This window comes from Bradyrhizobium sp. McL0615, assembly GCF_049993905.1.
Classification (GTDB): Bacteria; Pseudomonadota; Alphaproteobacteria; order Rhizobiales; family Xanthobacteraceae; genus Bradyrhizobium.
In genome coordinates this window covers 1716693-1735005 of record NZ_CP188254.1, presented here as the reverse complement: position 1 = coordinate 1735005, position 18313 = coordinate 1716693, and the positions used below count along the sequence as shown (strand labels likewise).

14 protein-coding genes are annotated in these 18313 nt (G+C 63.0%); 5 read left to right on the top strand and 9 right to left on the bottom strand.

Annotated elements, in window-relative coordinates:
* Positions 1–2: 2 nt before the first annotated feature.
* Together ACPPVP_RS08245 and ACPPVP_RS08240 are read right to left on the bottom strand one after the other, a co-directional pair.
* Complete coding sequence (locus ACPPVP_RS08245) at positions 3–452, bottom strand: hypothetical protein (protein ID WP_426532999.1); 450 nt, start codon at positions 450–452, stop codon at positions 3–5.
* Positions 453–496: 44 nt separating this feature from the next.
* Positions 497–904, bottom strand: a complete 408-nt coding sequence (locus ACPPVP_RS08240; RefSeq protein ID WP_426532997.1) for a hypothetical protein — start codon at positions 902–904, stop codon at positions 497–499.
* A gap of 153 nt (positions 905–1057) precedes the next feature.
* On the opposite strand from ACPPVP_RS08240, the gene ACPPVP_RS08235 reads away from it, so the two are divergent.
* From ACPPVP_RS08235 to ACPPVP_RS08220, 4 genes are read left to right on the top strand one after another with little or no spacing between them, the layout of a single operon-like run.
* Positions 1058–1990: a Ku protein gene (locus ACPPVP_RS08235; RefSeq protein WP_426532995.1), complete on the top strand. Its 933-nt coding sequence runs from the start codon at positions 1058–1060 to the stop codon at positions 1988–1990.
* A 6-nt stretch (positions 1991–1996) separates the two neighbouring features.
* A complete protein-coding gene (locus tag ACPPVP_RS08230; protein ID WP_426532993.1) occupies positions 1997–2314 on the top strand; it encodes a hypothetical protein in 318 nt (105 codons plus the stop codon).
* Positions 2314–2997 carry an HAD family hydrolase gene (locus tag ACPPVP_RS08225; protein WP_426532991.1) on the top strand — a complete coding sequence of 228 codons (684 nt, stop codon included), beginning with the start codon at positions 2314–2316 and terminating at the stop codon, positions 2995–2997. Before ACPPVP_RS08230 ends, ACPPVP_RS08225 begins: the two co-directional genes overlap by 1 nt.
* Before the next feature lie 4 nt (positions 2998–3001).
* Positions 3002–3619 (top strand): cell envelope biogenesis protein TolA, encoded by a 618-nt coding sequence (locus ACPPVP_RS08220; RefSeq protein WP_426532989.1) that lies wholly within the window; start codon positions 3002–3004, stop codon positions 3617–3619.
* A gap of 19 nt (positions 3620–3638) precedes the next feature.
* On the opposite strand, the gene ligD is transcribed toward ACPPVP_RS08220, so the two are convergent.
* Positions 3639–4559 carry a non-homologous end-joining DNA ligase gene (gene ligD / locus ACPPVP_RS08215; protein ID WP_426532987.1) on the bottom strand — a complete coding sequence of 307 codons (921 nt, stop codon included), beginning with the start codon at positions 4557–4559 and terminating at the stop codon, positions 3639–3641.
* 119 nt (positions 4560–4678) lie between these two features.
* Here ligD and ACPPVP_RS08210 point away from each other — a divergent pair, with 119 nt between their 5' ends.
* Entirely contained in the window at positions 4679–4876 is a 198-nt protein-coding gene (locus ACPPVP_RS08210) for a DUF3606 domain-containing protein (RefSeq protein WP_426532985.1), read from the top strand.
* A 15-nt stretch (positions 4877–4891) separates the two neighbouring features.
* Here ACPPVP_RS08210 and ACPPVP_RS08205 read toward each other — a convergent pair whose 3' ends face one another.
* The 6 genes from ACPPVP_RS08205 to ACPPVP_RS08180 all read right to left on the bottom strand — a co-directional run bounded on the left by ACPPVP_RS08205 (position 4892) and on the right by ACPPVP_RS08180 (position 18124).
* Positions 4892–5149 carry a hypothetical protein gene (locus ACPPVP_RS08205; protein WP_426532983.1) on the bottom strand — a complete coding sequence of 86 codons (258 nt, stop codon included), beginning with the start codon at positions 5147–5149 and terminating at the stop codon, positions 4892–4894.
* A gap of 94 nt (positions 5150–5243) precedes the next feature.
* Complete coding sequence (locus tag ACPPVP_RS08200) at positions 5244–6506, bottom strand: phospholipase effector Tle1 domain-containing protein (RefSeq protein ID WP_426532981.1); 1263 nt, start codon at positions 6504–6506, stop codon at positions 5244–5246.
* Positions 6507–6517: 11 nt separating this feature from the next.
* Complete coding sequence (locus ACPPVP_RS08195) at positions 6518–6679, bottom strand: hypothetical protein (protein ID WP_426532979.1); 162 nt, start codon at positions 6677–6679, stop codon at positions 6518–6520.
* 169 nt (positions 6680–6848) lie between these two features.
* Complete coding sequence (locus ACPPVP_RS08190; RefSeq protein WP_426532977.1) at positions 6849–10541, bottom strand: AAA family ATPase; 3693 nt, start codon at positions 10539–10541, stop codon at positions 6849–6851.
* On the bottom strand, positions 10541–11818 hold the full coding sequence (locus tag ACPPVP_RS08185) for a metallophosphoesterase family protein (RefSeq protein ID WP_426532975.1): 1278 nt from the start codon (positions 11816–11818) through the stop codon (positions 10541–10543). The genes ACPPVP_RS08190 and ACPPVP_RS08185 overlap by 1 nt, the downstream gene beginning before the upstream one ends.
* 138 nt (positions 11819–11956) lie before the next feature.
* Entirely contained in the window at positions 11957–18124 is a 6168-nt protein-coding gene (locus tag ACPPVP_RS08180; RefSeq protein WP_426532973.1) for a DUF3320 domain-containing protein, read from the bottom strand.
* Positions 18125–18313 lie beyond the last annotated feature (189 nt).

Sequence of the window (18313 nt, the reverse complement as noted above, 5' to 3'; positions counted from 1 at the left end):
CATCAGACTTCCGTTCTAGAATGGCGCGGCTGCCAGGCCAATTGTAGCAGGGTCGCTGCGGGGCGTCGGCCCGCCTTGGCGCATTTTCGGCAGCGCAGACGGCTTGCGAGGTCGTGTACGAAGGTAGTGGGTGGATGTTTCATGGCAGCCAAGTCCACGTCGCTCGGCGTCTTGCAGCGGGAGCACCGGATCTCCAGCCAGGAGAAACCTCCGTTCACGGCCTGGTCGATGGTCGGTGACGGATCGATCGGCTCGCCGTCCGCCCACATGCGTTCGTTCCAGCTTTCGCAGAGCAGCCGGTCGGCCTGCTGCAGCATGGTCTCGGCTTTGGTCCGCATCTCGGCCGACTGCGCTGCGAGGATGTTGGTCATCGCCCGCGCCTTACCGAGCTCCTTTGCGAGGGCCTTGCGGTCGCCGCCGGAGAGGGGCGTGGGGTGGTGTTTCGGCGCCATCCGGACATCCAGGATTCAGACAACGAACCGGCACCGCCCGGGCGCTACTCGAACGAGGGCCAGCAGCCGTCCTCTTCGTGGCGACCGGTGCGCTGGTTGCACGTGTTGTCCAGGAGGCGCTGGCCGACGTTCTTCCAGACCGCGTCCGGACCGTAGAGGCGGACGGCGTCGGCCTTCTGGATTTCGACGGTACGGCCGCAGCGGCGGCAGCCCACCCTCAGTAAATGCTGGGGAATTTCCGTCAGCCGCAGCGCGCCTCCGGAGGAGCCGGCCGGCCTGCCGTCGGCGACGTGCGGGTCCGCCAGGATGGCCTGCCAGTATTCGTGCGGCATCTCGTCCCCCGGACCGCAGGCCCGCGTCCTGGGAGGCTGCCTGCCGACGACAGCGGCGGCGGCCAGTTTTTCCATCTGTTTCGGGGTCGGCATGCGCCAGCTCGCGGGTCGATCGGTCATTCCACGCATAGAACATAACAAGAACAAACGAGTCGAGTCCACCGATCGTCGAAGGCGCAAAAAATGATCCTTGGGACGGCCGTTGGATGTCGGAACCAAGGCCCCCTGTTCGTCTTGAGTCCGAACCGCCCTCGCTTCGGAGTACCGCGTACCATGGCCCCCCGCGCTAACTGGAAAGGCTTTCTGCGCCTTTCGCTCGTCAACTGTCCCGTAGCGCTCTATCCGGCCACGTCGGAATCCGAGAAGGTTTCATTCAATCAGCTCAACCGAAAGACCGGCCATCGCATCAAATACGCCAAGGTCGACGCCGACACCGGCGAGGAGGTCGCCAACGAGGACATCGTCAAGGGCTACAAGGTCGACACCGACACCTTCATCGAAGTGACAAAGGAAGAACTCGAGAACGTAGCGCTGGAATCAACACGGCCCATCGAGATCGACGAATTTGTCGACCGCAGCGAGATCGACCCGAGGTACCTGATCCGTCCGTACTACCTGCGTCCGGACGGCAAGGTCGGCCACGACGCCTTCGCCGTCATCCGGGAGACGATCCGGGAGATGAACAAGATCGCGATCGGACGGGTGGTGCTCACCAACCGCGAACACATCATCGCGCTGGAGCCGATGGACAGGGGCCTGATGGGAACGCTGTTGCGGTATCCATACGAAGTCCGCGATGCGGCCGAGTATTTCGACGACATTCAGGACGTGAAAGTCACGAAGGACATGCTCGAACTCGCCAGGCACATCGTAAATCAGAAGGCGGGGCACTTCGAGCCGGGCAAGTTCGAGGACCAGTACGAAACCGCCCTGATCGATCTGATCAACCAGAAGCGCGCCGGCAAACCCATCGTCGCGAAGGAGCGTCCGCGGGGCGAGAACGTCGTGGATCTGATGGACGCGCTGCGCAAGAGCATCGGTGGTGGCGCAGCCACGTCCGAACCTTCGAAAAAGCCGGCCAAGAAGGCGAAGAAAGCGACGCCCGGCCAAAAGGAGATGCTGATGCCGATCGCCGGCAACAAGAAGCCGGCCAGGGAGGCCGCGGCGAAGAAGCCGGCGGCCCGGTCGCAGCGGAAGTCGGCCTGACGGACCGTGCAGCATCCGGTGACGCACGACGGTCGCTACTTCGTCGTCCGCGGCAGGCTGTGGCGGATGGCTAATCCTAATCTCGACGAAGAGGAGCGAGCCGATCTCGTCGGCCGACTGATGAGGGCCCGTCGCGCGGTCCGCGACGCCAAACGGAGCGCCGACTTTGAGGCGGAAGCCGCTGCGCACAAGGCCGTGGACGAGGCGAAACGGGCGCTCGGCGAGAGGGGCCCGGTTTGGTGGGACGACGGCTCGCCGGATCTCAACCGGCACATGGCGAAGAACACGATCTACTCCGACTGGTACGCGAAGATCGGGCGCTGATGCCCCGGAGGATTCCTGAATTGCACAAAGCCGCAATCTTCGACGTCGACGGAACGCTCCTGGACTCCGTCGATCTCCATGCCCTCGCCTGGCACGAAGCGATGGTGAAGTTCGGTCACGACGCCGGTTTCGAGCAGGTGAGAGGTCAGATCGGCAAGGGCGGCGACAAGCTGATTCCGTACTTCCTGTCCGAAGACGCGCAGCGGGACCACGGCAAGGAAATGGAGGAATGGCGCGGCAAGCGCTTCAAGACAGAGTACCTGCCGCTGGTGCGCCCCTTCTCCGCGGTCCCGGACCTGCTTCGGCGCGTGCGGCATGGCGGACTCCGCATCGCCGTCGCCTCATCCGCCAAGAAGGATGAGCTCGAGAAGTATCTCGACATCGCGGGCATCGCCGGCCTGATCGACGTGACGACATGTTCGGACGACGTCGAGGAATCCAAACCCGCTTCCGACATCTTTGAAGCGGTCCTGAAGAAGCTTGGCCTCGAAGGCCCCGATGCGGTCGCAATCGGCGACACGCCCTTCGACGCCGAAGGGGCGGGCAAGGCGAAGATCGCAACCATCGGCGTGCTGTGCGGCGGCTTCACGGAGGACTCGCTGCGGCAGGCCGGATGCGTCCAGGTGTATCCGGGGCCGGCCGCCCTCCTTGCTTGCTTCGGAGACTCGCTCCTCGCAAAATAGACCCATGGCGAGAAAGCTGAAGACCTACCAGACGTCGCTGGGCTTCTTCGACCAGGCGATCGCCGCTCCGTCCATGAAGGCGGCGCTGGAAGCGTGGGGCGCCGATAGCAATCTATTCCACCAGGGTGCGGCGAGGGAGAGCGACGATCCGGACGTCGTCGCGGCCACGATGGCGAAGCCCGGCGTCGTTCTCAAGCGCCCCGTCGGATCCACCGGTCCCTTCCGCGAGCACGCCGAACTGCCCGCCAAGCTGGGCGTCGGCGGAAAACCGGAGAAGGCTCCACGCAAGCCGGAAGGCCGGAAACCGAAGAAGGATGCCGCCCGTCCCGTCGACGAGGTGGCGGAGCGCAAGGCCGCCCTCGCCTACGAACGGGAACGGAAGAACCGCGAGCGCGAACAGGCGAAGGAAGAGGCCGCTCGGCAGAAGGAGCGAGAGCACCGCCAGCAGGCCATCGACAAGGCGCAGGCCGCACTGGACCGGGCGGAAGCGGAGCACTCCAACAGGGCGGCGGCCATGCAGGCAGAGACAGAGGCGCTTGAGAAGCGATCGCAGGCCGAGGACGCCCGCTGGGAAAAGGAAAGGGAGCGGTTGACGGCCGCGCTGAAGAAGGCGCGAGGCTAGGATCGATCGGGACAGGGACCTAGAGATCCTCGCGCAGGCCGCGGAAGAACGGGTGCCGGACCTTTCCCTCCGCCGACTTCGCACGGTACTCGATTTCGGCCAGCAGCTTCGGTTCGACCCAGATGCCCTTGTGTGCGACCCGCTTTTTGAAGGCCTGGGTCTTCCGAATTAACGGCTCCAGGCGCTTCCGCAGGTCGGCGGCCGAGACCTTGTCGAAGCCGTGGTCGACCTTGCCCGCGTAGACGAGATCGCCGCCCTTGCGCCGGCCGACGAAGAGCCCGTCCCACTTGCTGCCGTCGAGCGCGAAGCCGGCGATGGTCAGGGTCTCGCGCTGCGCGCAGGTCTTCTTAACCCAGTCGTTGCTGCGGCCGGAGGGATAGGTGCTGTCGCGAACCTTCGAAACGACGCCTTCGAGGCCCGCCTTGCAGGCGTGCGCGAGCATTTCCGGGCCGTCGACTTCGAAGCTTTCGCTGAATTGGATGTCGGCGCCGGCGACGATCTTCTTCAGTTCGGCCTTGCGCTGGTGCAGCGGCAACTTCCGGAGGTCGCGGCCGTTCAGGTACAGGAGGTCGAACGCGACAAGAGCGATCTTGGTCGACTGACCCTTTAGCTCGTTCTGCAGCACCGAGAAGTCTGTCGTGCCGTCGGCAGCCGGCACCACGACCTCGCCGTCTATGACAGCCGATGGTGCCTTGATGTGCCAGGCGTCATGGGCGACTTTCTTGAACCGATGCGTCCAGTCGTGGCCTCGCCTCGTGAAGATCTGCACCGCCTCGTTGGCCAAGTGGACCTGGACGCGGTAGCCGTCGAACTTGATTTCGTGGATCCAGCGGTCCCCCGACGGCACCTTCCCGATCGAGGTAGCGAGGGCGGGCTGGACAAATCCGGGCAGCGGCGCCTTGACGCCGATCGCCTCGGTTTTCCTGCGCTGAAACGCCACCAACGAACTCCACGCAACACGACAGCCGACTCAAACTGGTACGGCCGGATTCGTTCCGGAACCTGCGAATCCTTGTTGCGTTGCTTGGGTACGACAACACCGGCATGAAGGAGACGACGATGGCAGCGAAGAAAGCGGCAAAAAAGACGGCACGCGGGCGGGCCCAGGACAGGGCTAGGGTCGCCGGCGGCCAGAAGTACGAAGTCGACTATGAGGCCAAGAAGACGGGCCGCACGGCGCCGGCCGTGAAGAAGGCGGTCAAGAAGGTCGGCAACATCCGCGGCAAGGTCGAAAAGAAGCTGGCGCGCAAGAAGTAACCTTGGTGCCCGCCGTCATTGCGGCGGGCACTCGGGGCATGTGTCCCCGATGGAATTCAGAACCTCCTGGACCTCAGCCACCGCGGCATCCGGAGAGAGGCCCACGGGCGGATGCTGCCGAGCGATGTCTACGGCATGATCGCGGGCGTGCGGGTCGGCCCGGTCCCGGGCCCATCCATGATCTTCGCATTCATGGATGGCGTGGACTTCCTGCAGTACGGATATCGCCCAACCTCGATGCGTACGGGTCGCTGCCCTTATCTTGTTCGTCATGATTGCTCCTAGCCAAGAAGGAATCCGCTGCAGAGCCGCACGTTCCCAACGGGAGAGATTTTCCGCGAGGCCGGACGAACGAACGGAAAGGCCACTAGCTCCCGCTCGTTCCAGGCGCCGGCGTCGTCAGACCGGACTGCAGCGGCGGTGAGCCATGGATTTCCGGCTTCAACTCGGCGCCGGGATCCTGAGGATGTGGCTTGAACACGTCGTGGTCATGGAGGGTCACCGGTCGGTACGGACCGACGGTCGCACATTGCGTCACTCGAGCAAGGCCGGTACGTGCGACGACCGTCGGATGGAGTGGCGCGTCGTGCTTCACCTCGCGGATATTCGTCTCCCAGTTCTGGGCGGCGATGTAGCGCCGGAGCCAGCCCCATTTCGGCAGCTTGGCCGCCAGGGCATCCAGCGTGTCGCGCATGCCGGCGACCTCGCAGTGCTGCACGTCGTCGGCGGCCGGGTAGATGTTGAGCGCGGCGCCGGCGTCGCCGGAGTGCGGCATCTTCACGCCGTCGGCGAATATCGGTCCGGTCCTGAGGCCGTCGGGTACGCTTAACGCCTGTTCGCACATCCATTTGAGCGCGGCGTCCGAAAGGCGGGATTCCGGCTCCGGATAGGATCCGCCGATGTCGGAGTGATTGCCGGCGAACCACATTTGGACGAGGCGGGGCACGCCAGGCGTCGGGGCATGGACGGCGGGCTCGGTCCCGCCCCAGCCCACGCCGTCGAAGTCCTTGCGGGTTTCGTCGATCGCGTTAGCGGACCGCGCGAAGCGGACATGCTTGCTCAGAAGCCGGTCGAAGTATTTTCCGCTCCACACGGCCTCGTGCGAGCGCGGCGGATCGCCCTTATTCGGGAAGTCGTGGATCGTCTTGCGGTTGGAGGTCCTGCTCCGCTTCAGGAACCAGACTACGGCGACCATCATCGCGATGTGCGTGACGGCCCAGGCAGGCACGATGAACCCCCACAGCAATCCGGCATCCGAGACGATGGCGGTGATCGTGCCGATGACCGCGGCGGGAACGAGGGAGGCGATGAAGGCGGCCGCGGCCACGCCGGCCGTCAGCCCCGCCTCGATGATCAGGCGCCGCGTTCCGCTGGCGCCGAGGGCGGCGACCGTGTCGAACACGCCGATGAAGTAGGCGGCCGCGTTGGCATCGGATCCGTTGCCCGATCCGTATTTGACTTGGAAGCGTCTGGCGAGTTCGAGCCGTTCGGCTTCGAACTCCTCGCGTGGATGGCCCGCGCCGTGCTCGAGCACGGTGTCGACCGCTTCCCACGCGATGTCCTTGACCGCCTTGCGGTACCGCATCAAGGGGCCGTCGTCGGCGGCTTTTGTCGGCACGCCGCACGGCATCAGCAGGTTCGCTAGGCTGAGCCCGCGCTCCGCGCAGATCCTTGAGGGCCTACTTCTTCCTGTACCGGGTTCCGCTCCAGCCACTCCTTTGCGGCCTCTTCCAGCACCATCGACGCCGTCTTGTCGCGCAGCGCGGCAGCCGCCTTGATCCGGCGGATGGTGGCGGGGTCCATGACGACAGGATCTTTTCGCCGTCCGGCGGTCCGGCCTCGTCCGGGTTCCGAGCCCCTTACTTCTTTCCGTCCCGATGTCGGCCATCACCAGCGACACCGTCGTGACCCGTAGCGCGGTAGCCGACTTGATCCTGCCGATGTGGTCACGGGAGTTACCCTCGCGGCCCGCCTACTCCGACGGGCACTCGGGACACCTGTCGCCGAAGTCGTCGAGCACCTCTCCTATCACGGCGGCGGCTGCTCGATCGGAAAGCCCAACCAAGGGATTCCGACGTGCGATCTCCAGAGCTCGCTCGCGGGCGTGCGGGTCGGCGCAGTCCTGCATCCAGCCGTGCTCCTCGCATTCGCGGATCGCACCGGCTTCCCTCAAGATCGAGACGGCCCATCCTCGGGCCGGCTCCGCTTTCAAGATGTGGATCTTTATCGAGGGCTCGACGGCTTTGGCGATCTCGCAGAGGTGACGGTGATGGGTGAAGTAGACTATCTGGCCTTTGCCAGCCATCGCGGCAAGCAAGCGAAACGCCTCTTCCGCGCGGAAATCGTCGAATGTCTCCATGATGTCGTCGGCAAGGAAGGGCGCCGGCGCGCGGGCCTGGGCGAACTCATGATAGCCGGCCACTCGCAACGCCAAGTATAGCTGGAATCGAGTTCCTTTCGATAGCTCGGAAGCCACTTTCGAACTGCCGTCGGATCCCTTCGCGATCAGGAGTTCTCTACCGTTCGAAGGGTGGGTGAAAAGTTCGGAGTAGGCGCCCCGACTGATGAGCGCGAATGCCTCCGACGCCCTTGCCATCATCGAGCTTCGATGACGGTCGCGATAGACCCTCAACGCCCTCTCGGCTGCCGCGATTCCGAGTTTCAGCTTGAGATATTCGAGCGCCCTGTCTTCAATCGTGATCAAAACCGTGCGACGCTTCGACTCCAAGGCCGCGACGGCGGCGTCGCCACCGACGGCGGCGATCCTATCCTCCGCTTTGTTGCGTGCCGCGAACCGGTCGTGGCTTCGACTGTCCTCGTCCTCGAGCCGCGCTTTCAGTTCGATCAGTTCGGCCTCTAGCGCGCCTCGTTCGATCGCGTTGAGCGCGTCCTCTGCCTGCTCGATCGTTTCGACCTTCATTCCTCCGAGTATCTCTTCGCGCGCCTGGCTCAGACGTGCCTCGATATCCGACCTGCGAGCGAGCGACCGCAGATGGACGTCGACTTCCGCCAAGGAAGTAGTTCCGAAGTGGTTCATCATGATGCTCGCCCGGCTCTGCACCTCCGCCATTTCGTCTGCGGTCGATCGGGCCTTGTCCTGCTCGGCCGCGAGCCGCGATTCGATCTCCAGCCGACGATCGAGCGCCTTCGTCGCGGACGCGACGCAGTCAACGACGGCCTCGCAGCGCGCGAGAGCGTCCGAAGGGGTCGGGAGCAGTCCGATCAGAGCCGCAAGAGCTTCGACCTCTGCCCGGAATCTGGATTGATCGCGCTCCATCTTCGAAATGCGATCGGTCAACTCGGCTTTCTTCTCCAGCGCCGACCCCAACTCGGTGAGCGCTTTCAATGTTTCTCGCACGACGGCCGTCGTGGGTTCGCTCCCGCGTTCGCCGAGCCAACACGCCGCGCAAGCCTCTCGCCATGCCGCGCTCCATGATCGCTCTGCCAGCCTGGCTTCGTCGAGCCTTCTTTCGCGAGCCTTCAGGTCTCGCCGTCGTCCCTCGACGATCGCGCGCAGGCTTTTAGCCTCCACGGCCCGGTCCAGGGCTGCCTGGCCTGCCGCCAGCATCGTGGCGATGTCGTCGCTCCGCGAAATATCGACCCCAGCCGCACGGATAGTCTCCGCTATCCGGTCGCGCGAAACGGCCGCGTCGGCCTGCGCCCGCCGCCATTCTCGCTCGGCGGCCGTCAGTTTTCCCTGTGCCTCGATCGCCCGCTGGCGCTTCTGCATCCAGAGATTCAGACCGGCGAGACCGATGGTTCCGTCAAGCCCAGTTCCGATGGCGCGTAGAGAATTTTCGACCTCCTCGTTCACCGTCGCACGACCCCCTAGGCTCTCTTCCAATTGTCGTCGGGCCAGCTCCAGAGACGCGCCGACCTCGGCCGTATCCAGAAGCGCGCGGTTCAGATCCGCGATTGCGGCGGCCTGCCCAGACCGCTGCTCCGCAATCAGATCAAGCTTCCGCATCGACGACTCGAATTCGGCGGCCGTCGTTGCGTCGAGCGCCGACTTGTGGGCTGCCCACGCGGCTTCGCGCTCGGACCTGGCCTCTACCGCTTCTTGGTCGCTGATGACACCTGCGGCGGAGCCGAGAACCTCGATCTTCGCTTCGAGGCGTTTTGCCTCGGCGTCTAAGCGGTCGAACTCGCCTTGCCGAATGGCGATTTCGCGCGAAAGATTCGCCTCGGTCGATATCCATTCCTGAAGCCGCTCCGGCGTCGGCACTGGGACGGAAAGGAGTTCGTTCCTGCCTCCGGTCCAAGGAAGCAATTCAATCAGGCGATCTTCGAGTTCGTCGGCACGCTCTGCACACACCCGATCGGCCGCACGCAGCCGAGCCACGTCGTCTGACCGGCGGGCGCTTGCGATGCTTGCGGTCAATACGGCCGTGGTCGCCTCGTCCAGCCCTGCACCGTGTTCATCTACCGTGGCCTCGGCTTCCGAAAGGGCCTCGTCCGCCTTCGTGAGCTCCGCTTCGGCCGAGGCCAAGGCTGATTCGACGCCCGATCGTTCCTCCATCAGATTGCGAAGCCATCCTGTCACGCCGACGGACAGGACGAGCCGTGCGGGATTCTGCTCGGAGCTGTGATCTATGAGGGTCAGAACACGCGCGATCGTTTGCTCGGCAAGCCCCAAGCTGAGCCGGCGATCCGGCAGATCCTTCTCAGCCGTGATATACCGCGCCCGCAAATCCGTCAGTAATTCGACGCGGCCTTTCAGACCGCACGCCGAAGCGTTCACGACGAGCCCTTCGAGCTCGTCCCGCAGATCTGCGATAGTTTCCGCGACCGATTGCGTCTGCGCCGCCAGTTTCACCTGCCGGACCGTCAAAGCGGGCAATTCTTGATTCCACGACGGGGGCGCCTCGGGCAGCGGCGCGAGAGGAAGAAGCTCCGCGCTGAGGACCCGAAAGGTCTGCAGTCGCGGCAGCGCGTTGATGAGGCGCCGTACTTCGTCGATTCGTACCCGCGTTCGGCTCCGTTGAGAGAGAGCCTCGGCATAGGCCGCGGCTGCCTCGTCGCGCTCGACGACCAGGCGAGCGTATTCGGTTGCCAGGGTGTCTGTCCGCTCTCGTTCTTCCTTGAGAGCCGCCACAGTCTTCTTGAGCTCGGCAAGAATGCCCGATCGTCTGCCCGGCCGGAAGAAGGCTTCCGCCTCCTCCTGCGCGGAGTCGAGTCGATCGCTCAGATCGGCGAGCCCGGCGGTAGCGGAGAACAGCAGATGGCCGAGATCGCCTTTGCTGGCCAGGATACTTTCTCCGCCGGCCTCGAGAGTCTCGTCATCGAGACAAAACATCGTTTGAAACGCGTTGCGATCGAGGCCTCCGAGCTCGCCGAGAAGCAGGGCGTCGGGAACGGCATTGCCGGCTTCGTCCAGCAGGCTGTTGTGTGGACGCTTTATTCGGGAGAAATTGCGGATACTTCCTGAGATTTCGATCTCAGCTTCGATGCGCATGGCCGCGTAAGGGTGAAGGAAATTGAACTTGCTCTGCGGCGGGATGCCGTAGATAAGATCCGTGCACCCCGACATCGCTGTGGATTTGCCTGCCTCGTTGGGCCCATAAACGATGTGCATATCGGGCTTACCGACAGCTCGTTCTCCGAAATCGATGAACGCGTCCGTAAACTTGCCGTATCGGCGAAGGCCGAGCTTGCGGATGCGCATCAGCGCGCTCCTTCCGGGTCGCCGGCCGCGAGCCGCGCCAGAACCTCTTCCGTCCCCTCTCCGGCCAACCGTTCGACGAGCAGGTCGAGGCCGGCCTCATCCGGGACGATGTTGCGCCGGCATTCCGGCGGCAACTGCGCGAGCAGACTGTCGACGACGTCTTTGGCTTCGGCCCGAAATCCTTCGGATCCGACGACCTCGTCGTTCATCATCCTGCGAAGGTCGTCGACCGGGTCCGCAGTTTCCGCCGCGCTGGAGACAGGCCGCCGGCATTCGATCTCCAGCTTCTCGATCCATACGTTGCCTATCGACTCCGCACGGGCGTCGGCCTCGGTCCGCAAGAGGTCGGCATCGCGACGAATGTTCCAAGCCATATGCGTCGTTCCCGCGATTGCGAGCCGAGCGACGAGATGGTCGGAGTCGGATCGGGCCGCGGCGTCGCGAAGCGTCGTCTCGAGCCTGGCGACCAGATCGGACCACGATGCTGCTCCGGAAGGGTCGATGCTGATGCGCTCGAATTGCGCCAGGCTGACGATCCGTTCGTCGAGAACGATCGACCCATCGTCGAGCACGCTCGCCAATGTCACGGATTTGGGTCCGCTTTCGCCGATATCCCGCCCCTGCGGCATCCCGGGCATCACGATGGCGCAGGATCCTTCCGTCGCCGAGCGCTTATGGATGTGCCCGAGCGCCCAATAGCGGAAGCCGGAGTTGAGAAGGTCGTTCGTACCGCACGGGGCGTAGACATCGTGAGGCGGCGATCCGCCCAGACTGGTGTGCATCAGTCCGATGTTGATGGCACCGTCGACCGGAGGACGGTACTTGGTGAGAAGGCCTTCGGGTGCTTGCGGTTTCGCGAAGCTAAGGCCGTGCATCACGATCGTTCTTTCTCCGCGCTCTCGCCCGATTTCGATCGCTTCGGCGCGCCCGCCGAACAGGCGCACGTTTTCCGGAAGAATGAGCTCCTTCGAGATCCTCGAGAGGGCATCGTGGTTGCCCCGGATGACGAAGACCTCGATGCCCGCAGCATCGAGGCGGCGAAGTTGCTCGGCGAGAAAGCGCGCGGTCTTCATCGATGTCTGATCGCCGTCGTAGAGGTCTCCGGCGAGCAGGAGCGCCTGTACCTTTTCTTCGAGGCACAGATCGATGATGCGCGTGAAGACGAGCCGACTGGCGTTGCCGATGAACTCGGCCAGCGCAGGATCGCGCAGGGCGAGCGAGCGCAAAGGCGAATCGAGGTGGATGTCGGCCGCATGGACGAAACGGTAGGCAGTCATCGTAGCCACTCGAATTCTTTTAGAATAACCGAAGTTTACCGCGCGGGGAAATCGTCAGATCCCCTCCACGAAAGAACGGGATATCGAGACCTTGGTATCCCCCCCGCCTGAAACCGGTTGCCGTCGATTCGGCCAAAGCTAAGGCACCGCGGTGCGCGCGACCTCTCGAGCGAGATCGACGGCCATCTGGAAGCGCACGCGCGTTGGCTCGCGAAGTCGTCCCAGCTTGAAGTGGTCCGCCATCCGGTAAAGTATGTCGTCGTCCGAAAGTCGCACCCGGATGAACGGCACGGCGAGGCTGGCTAGTTCGGCGACGGGTACGTCGCCATGCGATCGGACGTCCGGTTCGCAATTGCGATAGGTGACGATCCTGGAAGCCGGTCCATCGCCCCAGATTACCGTCCTGCCGTCGTCTTTCGTCCGGCGATACTGCTTCCCGATGACCTTGGCGACGGCCCTTTGTATTCGATCGCCCGAGCGCTGAAAACCGTGAGCGCGCGCTATCCGCTCGATGAGCAGGTCTTGGTATATCGGAGATTCTTGCTCCAGAATGTGCACTACCATTCTTTGCAGCACGGCGTCGTAGTCGTGATCGTAGAACCTCGAAGCTTCCGGTCTCAATCCCAATTCCGAGAAACTCGTAGCGGAATATTCCCCATTGCTATTTCCGCTCGGCTTTTCGGATCCGACACCGAAGCCGGACGATCCGATCGACGGGAGCGTCGCGCCGTGGCCGGCGCTTCGTGTGGAATTCGGGTGTCCTTCCGCGGGGCTTTGATCGAGTCTGCTCACGATCCCGCAGATGCGCTCAAGATAGCGGTTCTTTTCGACGGGGTTCGTGCCCTGCCGAAGATAGCCAGGCACCTTCTCGAACCACTCGTCCGGATCGGCGAACCTTTGGCGGACGAACGTCTCGATCATGCCGTCCCGAAGGATGGACCGGTTTGGGTCCCAGTCGGTGATGTCCGTCGCTATCACGTGGCTGCGGAAGTGATTGAGAGCTTCGAAGCAGTCCTTCTCCGAGAAGGATGCGGCGCCGACGAGAGGCGATGGCTCGTCGAACGTCCCCACGGCAGGCTCGGCGTCGCCGTCCGGGGCGGACCGCTCATCTGTCGTGTCCGACGATGATGGGGGGGGTTCCGGCCCGTCGACCTGGCTGGCCTGTTGAGTTTCGAAGCGGAATGCGAACTCGTCGACGTCGGCGGCCGGCTTGCTTCGAAGCGCCTCGAGCCTTTCGACGAGTCGTGCCGTCTGAAGGCTAGGATTGTCGAACCAATCGGTCGACCAAATCCTCACGATATCCCAGCCCTTGTCGGTGAGAATCTCCTCCCGCAATCGATCCCTATCGCGCGCGCTTTTGCTCGAATGATATGTCGCGCCATCGCATTCGATACCCGCCAGGTAGCGCTCCGGATGGTCCGGATGCCGCACGCCCAGATCGATTCTGTAACCCGAAACGCCGACCTGATAGTCGACGACGTAGCCCTTTGCGCGCAACCTCTCCGCGACCTCCACCTCGAAGTCGCTGTCGGATTCGGCGTCGCCCCCAGGCATCGTCGAGACGCGGCCGCGCGTTTCCGCGTACTCGAGGTACCTCCTGAGGGTGTGGACGCCTTCCGAACTGTCGGCCGAAGGAACAACATCGCTCGATCCGAAGGAGGCGAACAATCCGATCCGCATCCGCGCACGCGAGAAGAGGACGTTTAATCGCCGATGGCCCTGTTTGCGGTTGATGGGGCCGAACCGCTGCTTCACCGCGGAGCCGCCCGGCTCACGCCCGTACGTCATCGAGATGAAGATGAAGTCCCGCTCGTCTCCCTGCACGTTTTCCAGATTCTTGACGAAGAACTCCTCCCCCCTGTTCAAGACCTTGTCTAGGTAGAGGTCGACCAGTGGGTCGTCGGCGCGCAGGCGGTTGAACTCCTCTCGGATCACTTCGCGCTGCTGCAGATTGACGGCGACGATGCCCAAGGAAGGGACCTTGTCTTCGTCGAAGCCTGCATAGTGCCGCATGAACGATATGGCCTCTTCGACTATGCGGCTCGCTTCGGCGGGGTTGCATCGGGCCTGAAAGGCGCCGTCGACCCGGATCAGATCGATCGAAAAAGATTCGGGCTTGGAGGCCGGGAAGGTCACAAGTTCTCGACGATAGAACTGCTCGTTGGAAAACCTTATCAGGCTCTCGCAGCGGCTACGGTAGTGCCATCTGAGGGGCCGCCGGTGCCCGAACGTCTTCTGGCAGCTTTCGAGGATGGATTCGTCGTCGAGATCGTCGAACTCGTCCTCCTCCTCCGGGCCGGCGTCGCCCGCTCTCGAGAAGAAATCGGTGGGAGGAAGCTGCTTCGGATCGCCTACAACGACGATCTGCTTCGAGCGGAGCATGGCACCGAGCGCATCTTCCGGGCGCATCTGCGAAGCCTCGTCGATCACCAGGATGTCGAACGACAGCGATCCGGCCTTGAGGAACTTCGCGAGCGACAGCGGCGACATCATGAAGCACGGTTGTAGGGCTTGGATCGACCGTCCCGCCTGCGCCAGAAGCGTACGTACCGGGACGAACCGCTTCTGCTTCTCGAGCTCGTTCCTGAGCAGGGCCATTTCCGTCCAGGTCTTCTTCTTGCCGAAACTCGCACCGGCCATGGGCTGCCGCAGGAGGAGTCTTGCCTTGATTCTGGTCCGATCGTCGCGGATTTTCACGCGGTCCTTGTCTGCGAACTGCTTCCGACGGTTCTCCAAAGAGGCGCCGGTATTCTCGTGAAGGGCTACCGAGGTCTTCTTGGCAAGCTCCGCGCCGCGGTGGGCGAGAACGGCGCCCAGCAGTTGGGTCAGTTGTCCGGGGTCGATCCTGTGTTGGTCCGCGCAGGCGAGGAATTCCTTCAGCCCCAAGGATTCGAGTCCCCGGCGCTCCCTATACAGCCCGAGCAGCTCGCGCAATTCGTCCCGATGCTGGAGAAGCGCGGCGGTCGCCTCCGAAAGCTTGCCGGGATCGAGCAGGGAAAGAGTTTCGATGCCGAACTCGGCTCCGAGCCGATCTTGCAGATCGTCGTGCGCCCGCAGATCAGCTTGCGCTTTCGCCGCAATGGCGAGCGTGCGCTTCCAGGCGTCCGGCGCGTCCGACGAACTCAGCTTGTTCGACAGAAATACCGGCATCGGCAGGCGTCGCAGTTCCGCAAGCCAATCGATCGACGCCATCGCATCGTCGATGCCGCCGGGGCCGCGGGACAATTCCTCGGCAGCGTACTTCAAGGGCGAGGCATCCAGAAGTTTTTGGATGCGGTCGCGTTCCTTGTGCAGTGCGGCGATCTCTCCGAGCTCCCGCACCGGCAGCTCGATCTTGTCGAGCGCCCCGTCAGGATCGGCGTCCACCACCCTCTGCATAGTCGCAATCTCGTCGGCCAGCATGTCGAGGGTCAAGTCGATGGACCGATCGTCGAGCCGGCTCCCGACCTTTGCGATCGCCTTCCGAACGGTATTGGCGGCCTCCTCGAAGAGATGGAGCCGTCGGACGCCTTCCGGACTGATTTCGATCAACCGCCGCGTCAGTTCCTGACCGATCTGCTCCACGAAAAGCTGCCGGGCTTTGATCCCGAACGCGATCTGGTCGAACTTGGTGTCGAATCCTTCCCAGCTTGCTCCCAACAGGTTCGCTGCGGTTTCGTCGTTGTCGAAGTCGTAGATCGACTCGACGTGCGCGGCCAATCCGAGAAGTTCGTCGGCCGGCGCCGGCGCGTCGGCCAATCCGAGACGCGCGACGAGTTCGCGCGCCGGCTTCGCCGCCCCGCTGATCGTTGCGAACGCTTTTCCGAAGGTCGATTTCTGGAAGATCGCTGCGGACGCCCTGAGGTCCGATGGGCGCGGCCATGCGTTCGAGCCGAACGCGGAAAACCTGGTTCTCCAGCCGCGTTCGTCGGCCATGAGACGGACCCAACTGTCGCGTACGGTCGCGAAGGCCTGGATGTCGATCTGCTGGTTCAGATGCAGACCCAAGCGGTATTCGAACGGAATTTTCGTGGACACGATGACGGCCTTGGCGATCGCATCCGTCTCGTTCGCCGGCCAGCTGCCGTCGAGATGGAACAGATCGAGGACGGGATAGATTCCGGATAACGCATCCTTGAACTTGGCATCGGCTTCGATCGTCTCCCGGGCTACTCGGGTCAGCTCTGCCGGCGCATTTTCGAAGAATATCCCGGGCAAGGATATCGATCCGAGGACCGTCAATTTCTTCAGGAACTCCGGATCTTGCACCGGTATTGGCGGCCGGGCCGCGATGGATTCGCTTGCAAAGCGCAGCTCTTTGGCCGCCGTGAGCGCGGAAGATAGCTGAGCGTGATCCAGATCGGCGACAAGCCCGACGGACTTCGGCACGGTCAGTCCGGCGAGGCTTGCGCTCGCCTCGACGATGGCTCGCAGATCTTGCAGAGAGGCGACGTCGAAATCCTTGTTTTCGGCGATCCGCGCGCAGAGCTCGCGCGAAGTGGCGGAGAGCGAGCCGAGGGTCTCGATGAGCGCCGCGATTTGCGTGCTTTGAAGGGAATCGCCTCCGATGTCGCGCCAAGGCGACTCGGCCGGGTGTCCGAACGATCGGACGAACGCTTCGCTGGCTCCCGCGAACAGCGAAAGGCTGGCTTCCGCGTCGGCGAGCATGCCAGGGCTATCCAGCAACTCCTCGGGTATCCTTACGGCTCTGAAGGCGTCGACGATTTCAGGCGCGGCAGCGGTGCCGCGCAGCGCTCTCCAGATCAGATCGAAGGGCGTCTGTCCGCCGGGCCCGGGGCTATGAAGCGCTTCGAGGTACTTTGCGATCTCCTTCCGGTTCGCGTGCCAAGACGGGCTCTGCGGCGCCGGCGCTCCGACCGGTGCGGTCTTGAGCCGCTTCTGAAGACTTTCGAGCACGACTCTCGGAGATGCCTTGTCCGAGTGGAGCTCGAGACAAAACTCGCCGAGCCCCGCGCGCTCCAACCGTCTTTTGACGACGTCCAGTGCGGCTTGCTTCTCGGCGACGAAGAGAATGGTCTTGTCCGCGGCCAAACCGTTGGCCACGATGTTGGCGATCGTCTGAGATTTGCCCGTACCTGGCGGTCCCTGGATGACCAGGTTGCGGCCCTTCATCGCGTCGATGACCGCGCTGTGCTGCGAAGCGTCGGCATCGTGGATCAGGAACGGCGCCGCCGCCTCGATCTGCGGATCGTCGATCAGATAATCGGCCGGATCGCTCGGGATGAGCGCGCCTTCGCCCTCGAAGCTCTTCTCTGCGCCCTGCAGGATCGATCCGACAAGCGGATGCGCCGCGGGGTCGACTTGCCAATTCGCAGGATTGAGGTCGGCGTATATCGCGAACCGACCGAAGGCGAAATGACCCAAGACAAGCCATCGGCGTATCTGCCATCGTCCGAGATCCTTGATGACCTCCTCGACCAGGTCGAAATATGCTTCGATGGAGCCTGATCCTTCGTCATCGCCGCCCTCGAAAGACGGCAATTTCCGATGAAACTCCGTTTCCAGCAGCTTCTGCAAACTGAGATTCGATTCGGCAGACGATTCGATTGCCGACAAATGGAATGAATTGCGCCCGTACGCCTTCTTTACGTCGATCGCGACGGGCAACAGGAGGAGGGGCGCAAACGCCCTCTTGTCGGAGTTGTCGGATTCATACCATTCCAGAAAGCCGAACGAGAGGAAGAGGGTCGAAAGTCCCATTTCCTGTTCCGACAATCGGGCATCGGCGACGATCTTCTCCAGCACGCGCTCGAGCTCGTCCGGGAATTTCAGGGTTTGGAGGGCGGCGTCGCTATGCGATGGCTTCGCCTTGACGCGTCCGAGTTCCGGATTCGGGTCGATGTTCGCGCGGCGAGCGTGCTCCGCACGGTTGATTTCGGCCTTCTTGGGCCTAGGTGGCAATTCGAATTCGCTGCGGATGTAATCCCGAAGCTCGCGCTCGAGTTTTGCCAAGGACAGCTCATCGTCGCGTCCGCTGCTTTCCAGAGCCTGAAGCTTGGTCAGGTATTCCAAGTTGGAGACCTTCGCATGCTCGAGCGCCGCGATGAACTCTTCGGTCTTCTCTTCCGGGGGCGTATCTTCAGGCTCTTCAAGAGGGTCGATCCTCAAAGAAGCATCTTCGCCGGCGAGCTTCCTGTAAACCTCTTCCATCACCTCGTCGACGATCTGCAGATGCCGCTTGGATCTCGCGCCGAGGCTGTAATTCAGCATTCGGTTTTTTTTGGACAGATCCAAGAGCTTCAGCCGGAGGCGATCGTACACCCTCGCCAACCGGAGCTCCTCGTTCGGCTCGTCGAGAACGGTCAACGAATTTTCCCCGCTGAAAATCGGACCATTACCAAGAAGGATATTCTGCCGACAACCACATCGTGCACATCATAAGGTCTACAACAACTATGTACGCAACCCCTTTTATTGCGCCGCCGAAATGGGGCAATCGACCTGGGAATGGAGGGATCGGAAGGCGCCGCCAAACGGCTTTGTAAAGAGTTGCTC

Coding starts and splice junctions, on each gene's coding strand:
- ACPPVP_RS08245 (WP_426532999.1), bottom strand. CDS start 452: ATGGCGCCGAAACACCACCCCACGCCCCTCTCCGGCGGCGACCGCAAG.
- ACPPVP_RS08240 (WP_426532997.1), bottom strand. CDS start 904: ATGACCGATCGACCCGCGAGCTGGCGCATGCCGACCCCGAAACAGATG.
- ACPPVP_RS08235 (WP_426532995.1), top strand. CDS start 1,058: ATGGCCCCCCGCGCTAACTGGAAAGGCTTTCTGCGCCTTTCGCTCGTC.
- ACPPVP_RS08225 (WP_426532991.1), top strand. CDS start 2,314: ATGCCCCGGAGGATTCCTGAATTGCACAAAGCCGCAATCTTCGACGTC.
- ACPPVP_RS08220 (WP_426532989.1), top strand. CDS start 3,002: ATGGCGAGAAAGCTGAAGACCTACCAGACGTCGCTGGGCTTCTTCGAC.
- ACPPVP_RS08210 (WP_426532985.1), top strand. CDS start 4,679: ATGGCAGCGAAGAAAGCGGCAAAAAAGACGGCACGCGGGCGGGCCCAG.
- ACPPVP_RS08205 (WP_426532983.1), bottom strand. CDS start 5,149: ATGACGAACAAGATAAGGGCAGCGACCCGTACGCATCGAGGTTGGGCG.
- ACPPVP_RS08200 (WP_426532981.1), bottom strand. CDS start 6,506: ATGCCGTGCGGCGTGCCGACAAAAGCCGCCGACGACGGCCCCTTGATG.
- ACPPVP_RS08195 (WP_426532979.1), bottom strand. CDS start 6,679: ATGGACCCCGCCACCATCCGCCGGATCAAGGCGGCTGCCGCGCTGCGC.
- ACPPVP_RS08190 (WP_426532977.1), bottom strand. CDS start 10,541: ATGCGCATCCGCAAGCTCGGCCTTCGCCGATACGGCAAGTTTACGGAC.
- ACPPVP_RS08185 (WP_426532975.1), bottom strand. CDS start 11,818: ATGACTGCCTACCGTTTCGTCCATGCGGCCGACATCCACCTCGATTCG.